The following is a 6,314-nucleotide window of genomic DNA, read 5'->3' as shown; positions in this document are numbered from 1 at the left end:
TGGCGCGGCGCGCGGAGCGGCGTTGGTCGAGGTGGAGCTGGGCGGGCTGGGGCCGTCGTTCGCGGTGTCGCCGCTGCGCCGGGCACCGGGGAGGGGGCTAGCGCTGGCCAGCTGAGGGCGCGGGCGGGCGGCCGTGCCCGTGGCCGGGGGATTGGTACACTGGTGGACCAGCGGGCGCGGTTCGCGCCGGCGCACTTCGGCACAGGGTAGCTGCGATGACGACGGAAACGCCGGGGACGGTTTTACCGCCTGCCTACGAGCCGGCGAACGTGGAGGAGCGGATCTACCGGATGTGGGAGGAGGCCGGGTATTTCCGGCCGCGGATCGACCCGGGGCAGCAGCCGTACTGCATCATCATGCCGCCGCCGAATGTCACGGGTGAGCTGCACCTTGGACACGGGCTGGAGGACGCGATCACCGATGCGCTGGTGCGCTGGCACCGCATGCAGGGCGAGCCGACGCTCTGGCTGCCCGGGGAAGACCACGCCGGCATCGCCACCCAGAACGTGATCGAGAAGGAGCTGGCGAAGGAAGGGCTCAGCCGCCACGACCTTGGACGGGAGGCGTTCATCGAACGCACCTGGCAGTGGGTGCGCAAGTACCGCAGCCGGATCGCGGACCAGCACCGGAAGCTGGGCGCCAGCGCCGACTGGACGCGGGATGTGTTCACGCTCGACCCGCAGATCGTGAAAGCGGTGCGGACCACCTTTGTGAACCTGTACCGCGACGGGCTGATCTACCGCGGCCTGCGGATGATCAACTGGTGCCCGCGCTGCGAGACCGCGCTGAGCGACCTCGAGGTGGATTACCAGGAGGTGCCCTCGAAGCTCTACTACCTGCGCTACCCGGTGGTGGGGGAGGGCGGCATGCCGCTGCCCGACTACGTGACGGTGGCCACCACCCGGCCGGAGACGATGGTGGGCGACACCGGCGTGGCGGTGAACCCGGACGACCCGCGCTACGAGGAGCGCATCGGGCGGATGCTGCTGCTGCCGATTATCGGCCGGGAGATCCCGGTGGTCGCTGATGAGCACGTGAAGATGGAGTTCGGCACCGGCGCGGTGAAGGTGACGCCGGGGCATGACCCGAACGACTGGGAGATCGGCCAGCGGCACGACCTGCCGGTGGTGGTGGCGATCGATCTGAAGGGGCGGATGAACGAAGAGGCCGGCCCCTATGCGGGCATGACGGTAGAGGAGGCGCGCGCGGCGATCCTGCGCGACCTGGAGGATGAAGGCTTCCTCGAGCGGGTGGAGGATTACACCCACAGCGTCGGCCACTGCAGCCGGTGCAAGACGGTGGTGCAGCCGCTGCCGAGCGAGCAGTGGTGGGTCGCGGTGAATAAGGAGTACGCGCCGGGGCATTCGCTCGCGGGCGATGCGATCCGGGCGGTCACGGAGGGGCGCATCCGGATCGTGCCGCAGCGGTTCGACCGGGTGTACCTGAACTGGATGGAGAACATCCGGGACTGGTGCATCAGCCGGCAGCTGTGGTGGGGGCACCAGATCCCGGTGTGGTACTGCGAAAACGGTCACACGATCTGCCAGGTGGAGGACCCCGACCGCTGCCCGGAGTGCGGGGGTTCGCTGCGGCAGGATGAGGACGTGCTCGATACGTGGTTCAGCTCGGGGCTGGCGCCGCACGCGGACCTCGGCTGGCCCGATGACACCGAGGACCTCCGCTACTTCTACCCGACGACCGACATGCAGATGGGCTACGACATCATGTTCTTCTGGTGCGCCCGGATGATCATGTTCGGCCTGTACAACATGCGGGAGCGGGGGCCGGAGGGTGCGGTGCCGTTCCGCACGGTGCTCTTCCACGGGCTGATCCGCGACCAGCACGGCGAGAAGATGACGAAATCGCGCGGGAACGTGGTCGACCCGCTTCAGGTGGTGCAGCGCTATGGGGCCGATGCGTTCCGGTTCGCGATGCTGACCGGCGCGACGCTCGGGCAGGACCAGCGCTACAGCGACGAGCGGGTGGAGGCGGCGCGGAACTTCGCGAACAAGCTCTGGAACTCCGCACGGTTCGTGCTGATGAAGCTGGGGCCGCGCCGGGTGAAGCGCCCGCACCCGCTCGACCGGGAGGCATACGCGCTGGAGGACCGCTGGATTCTCTCCCGGCTCGAGGGGCTGGAGCGGGACGCGGATTCGCTGCTGCGCGCTTACCAGCTGGGTGAGTGCGCGCGGCGGGTGCAGGATTTTGCCTGGGGCGAGTTTTGCGACTGGTACATCGAGATGGTGAAGCCGCGGCTGAACGCAGGCGACGAGCGGCCGCTGGCGGTGCTGGCGCACGTGCTCGACCACAGCCTGCGCCTGCTGCACCCGTTCATGCCGTTCGTGACCGAGGAGCTCTGGCAGGCGCTGCGCGGGCACATCGATGATGAGATGGCGCCGCAGCTGATTGTGGCATGGTTCCCGAAGAGCGGCGGCAACTGGAGCGACCCGGCAGCCGAGGCGGCGTTGGAGCACGTCATCGAAGTGAACCGGGTGCTCCGGAACATCCGCGCGGAGAAGCGGCTGGAGGCTGGCGCGCGGCCGCGGGTGGTGGCGCGAGCCGGGGCGTACCGGGAGGCGCTGGCGGCGACTGCGGCAGCCACGGCCTTCACCTCGCGGGTGGAGCTGGAGGTCGCTCCTGCGGATGCGGAGCTGCCGGCCGGGGAGTGGGCCTTCGGGCGGGTGGCCGATACGGAGGTGGCGGTAGCGCTGCCGCAGGTGGATACCGCGGCCGAGCGGGCGCGGCTGGAGAAGGAGCTGGCCGAGGCGAACGCGCACCTCGAGCGGCTCGAGCGCCAGCTGGGCAACCCGGGCTTCCGGGCAAAGGCGCCGGCGCACGTGGTGGCCGGGATGGAGCGGACCGCGGCGGAAACGCGCGAGCGGGTGGCCGGGCTGCGGGAGCGGCTGTCCGCGCTGGGCTGAAGCGGGTGGGAGACTGACGAGAGGTCCGTGCTGCCGCCTGACGTGGCGAAATCGAACGATGGCTGTGTTGCCGGGCCGTCCGGCGTGCGAAGCCGTCCTGAGACGTCCGGCGTGGAAGCGTAGAATCCGGGCATCCTGCGCGGAGGGCACCGGGATGACGAACCCGTCGGATTCGGTGTACGTGGGCAAGTACGTCGGGCGGCACGAGTACCCGGGCGATGCGGCGATGGTGGCGCAGTACATCGCGGCCACCGGCGATGACCACCCGTGGTACACCGGGCCCTCGCCGCTGGGTGGGCCGCTCCTGCCGGCGCTGCTGCTGCATTCGGAGCAGTACACCTTCCGGCTGCGCGACTGGTACCTGCCGAAGCTGTACGGCAACCTGCACATCCGGCAGGAGTGGGAGCTGTTCCGCGCGCTGCCGGTGGGCACGCCGCTCTGGACGCACGGGATGGTGGTCGACCGGTACATCCGGAAGGACCGGGACGTGGTTGTGCTCGAATTCAGCATCTTCGATGGCGAGAACGTGATGGCGGCGCGGGGGAGGTGTCACCAGTCGTTCCTGCTGGATGTGCCCGAGGGGCAGGAGGTGGTCGGCAGGGAGCAGGCGCAGCGCCGGCCGCCGCGGGCAGCGGAGCCCGAGGGCGAGCCGCTGGAGGTGCTCGACCCGGTGCGGCACGTGGCGGACCTGGACCGCTGCATGGCCTTCAGCGGCCCGAAGCGGAACTATCACAATGACCCGGAGGAGGCCCGGAAACTCGGCTTCCCCGATGTGGTGGTGCAGGGCACCCTGAGCACGGTCTGGATTTCGGAGCTGCTAACGAAGCGGTTCGGGCTGGGGTGGCTGGCCGGGGGCCGGATGAGCCTCAACCTCGTGAACGTGCTCTGGGGCGGCGAAGCGGTCACCGCCCGGGGCGTCGTGCGGGCGGTCACCCCGGAGGGCGCCCGGCAGCGCGCCCACCTCGACGTCTGGACCGAAAAGGACGACGGGACGAAGACGATCGCGGGGACGGCGAGCGCCCTGCTGGTGTGAGGGGGTTGCGAAAGCATCGCAATTAGGCGGCGGCCACCGCCGGCGGTGGTTGATCTCGCGGGTCGCGATGGTGCCTACTGGAAAGATGACGGCCCGCGCGCAGCTCATCCTGGCGAACCGTGCCTTCCTCGACCACGAGGCGCCCCGCTGGGCCGATTCGCCCTCGACCGCCTCGAGCGGGGGGCTGCTGGCGGCGGTGCGCCCGGTGATCCAGCCGTGGGACGGCCGCGAAGGGACCACCTGGATCGGGGTCGGCATGGGGCGGTTCGACCGGGAGTGGGTGGATGCCCGCGGCTACGAGATCCTCGAGACGCCGCGGGGGCCGCTGCGGCACCGGCGGCTGTTCTTCGGTTCGGCCACCTGGCAGGGGCACTACGGGGAGGTCGCGAACAGCTTCACGTGGCCGCTGTTCCACCTCGTGCGGGCCGATCTGCCGCGCCTGACGGGCTACTACCCGGCGCCGCAGCCGCCCTCGTCGGCAGGGTGGCAATCGTTCGTGCTGGTAAACCGGGCGTTCGCGGAGGCCGCCTGCGAGGAGGACGGCGCACAGACCTGCTGGGTGCAGGATTACCAGCTGGCGCTGGTGCCGGCGATGCTGCGCGAGCGCGGCTACCGCGGGCGCATCGGCTTCTTTTTGCACATTCCGTTCCCCGCGCTCGATGTGGTGCGGCCGTACCTTTCGCCGGAGGTCTGCGCGCGGCTGCGCACCATCGTTGAGGGAATGCTGGGGGCCGACCTTGTAGGGCTGCAGACGCCGGCGGATGTGGAGCGATTCGTGGCTGCCGCCAGTGAGCTGTGCGGGGCGCGGGAGGCGGACGGGGGGCTCGAAGTCGGCGGACGCCGGGTCCGTGTGGGGGCCTACCCGGTCGGGATCGACCCCGAGGAGGTGCTGACAGCAGCCCGGCGCGGCAGGGTGGCGACACGGGTGCGGCAGGCGCGCGAGCTGGGGCTGCCGGTGGTTGTCGGCCTGGAGCGGGGCGACTTCACCAAGGGTATCCCGGAGCGGCTGCGGGCGATTGCGGAGGCGTATCGGCAGGGGCTCCGCTTTGCCTACATCGGCATCGCTTCGCCGACGCGGGAAGGTGTGGAGGCGTACGATGCGCTGGACCGGCAGCTGGAGCGCGATGCAGCCCGCGCGCGCGAGGCGGCGTACTGGGTCGGTTGCCCGTTCACGCAGGTGCGGGCGAGCGTGGGCTGGGAGGACGTGGTGGCGCTCCAGCGGGATGCCGATGTGGTCTTCACGTCGTCGCTGGCCGACGGGATGAACCTGGTGCCGCTGCAGGCGGCGGTCGCGCAATCGCTGCGGCCAGCCGACGAGCGGGCGGTGGTGCTGGCGGGGGTGGATGCCGGCGTGACGCGGGTGTTCGGCGGCGACGGGCAGGACGGGCTGGTGGGGGTCGACCCGCTGCGGCAGGAGTCGATGGTGGAGGGGCTGATCGCCGCCCTGGAGGGGCGGCCGGTGCGGATCAGCGACCGCTTGATTCACCTGGTCCGGGAGCGCGACGCCCGCTCGTGGGGGGAGCGGTTCCTGGGCGACCTGGAGGAGGCATGCTGACCATCGAAGCGATCGAGCGGGTGAAGGCGCTGGCGGCGGCGCGCGGACCGCTGCTTGTGGCCTCGGACCTGGACGGGACGCTGGCGCCGATTGTGGCGAACGCCTCGGAGGCACGGGTGCCCGCCGGCACGCTGGCCGTGCTCGACCGGCTGGCGCAGAAGGTGCGGGTGGCGGTCGTGACCGGGCGGGATTTGAACACGGCCCGGCGGATGGTACCGGTGGAGGGCGTGGACGTGGTCGGGAGCCACGGGCTGGAGGCGTCGTTCGATGACCCGCTCATCCCGGGGGTGGACCGGGTGGCGCTGAGCGCGGCGCTGGAACGGGTGGAGCAACAGGTGATTACGGCGGTGCCGAGTTCGTTCCTGCACATCGAGCGGAAGGCGGTTTCGACGGCTTTCCACTACCGGAAGGCGCCCGACCTCGAGGGGCCGCTGCGGGCGGCGCTGGCGACTCTGCCGGAGGGGCTGCGCCTGCGCGATGGCCGGATGGTGCTCGAGGTGCTGCCGGATGCGGAGGCCGGGAAGGGGGTGGCGCTCACGGCGCTGGTCCGGCGCTACCGGGCGAAGTCGCTGCTCGCGATTGGGGACGACGCGACGGATGTGGCGATGTTCGAGGCAGCGCTGGAGCTGGCGCGGAAGAGCGGGATGCACGTGCTGCTGATCGGCGTTTCAGGCGGCAAGGAGACGCCGCCGCGGATTGTGGAGCTTGCCGACCTGGTGGTGGGGTCGCCGGCGGAGGTGCTGGAGGTGCTGGAGACGCTGGCGCGGGCGCTGGGGGTGTAGGGGGGAGGTGGGAGGTTGGAGGT

4 protein-coding genes are annotated in these 6,314 nt (G+C 70.7%); all 4 read left to right on the top strand.

The window, feature by feature from the left end; genetic code table 11:
* The first annotated feature begins 215 nt into the window (after positions 1-215).
* The 4 genes from VAE46_RS07765 to otsB all read left to right on the top strand — a co-directional run bounded on the left by VAE46_RS07765 (position 216) and on the right by otsB (position 6,291).
* The gene (locus VAE46_RS07765) at positions 216-2,921 is read left to right on the top strand and encodes a valine--tRNA ligase (protein ID WP_322796357.1); all 2,706 of its coding nucleotides are present in this window, start codon (positions 216-218) and stop codon (positions 2,919-2,921) included.
* A 154-nt stretch (positions 2,922-3,075) separates the two neighbouring features.
* A complete protein-coding gene (locus VAE46_RS07760; RefSeq protein ID WP_322796356.1) occupies positions 3,076-3,954 on the top strand; it encodes a MaoC family dehydratase in 879 nt (292 codons plus the stop codon).
* 85 nt (positions 3,955-4,039) lie between these two features.
* A complete protein-coding gene (locus VAE46_RS07755; RefSeq protein ID WP_322796355.1) occupies positions 4,040-5,509 on the top strand; it encodes a trehalose-6-phosphate synthase in 1,470 nt (489 codons plus the stop codon).
* Positions 5,503-6,291, top strand: a complete 789-nt coding sequence (otsB, locus tag VAE46_RS07750; protein ID WP_322796354.1) for a trehalose-phosphatase — start codon at positions 5,503-5,505, stop codon at positions 6,289-6,291. Before VAE46_RS07755 ends, otsB begins: the two co-directional genes overlap by 7 nt.
* The last annotated feature ends 23 nt before the right edge of the window (positions 6,292-6,314 follow it).

Source organism: Tepidiforma sp., from assembly GCF_034433535.1.
In the GTDB taxonomy this organism is placed as follows: Bacteria; Chloroflexota; Dehalococcoidia; order Tepidiformales; family Tepidiformaceae; genus Tepidiforma.
The sequence above is the reverse complement of the archived record's forward strand: the minus strand, read 5'-3'. Positions and strand labels throughout refer to the sequence as shown.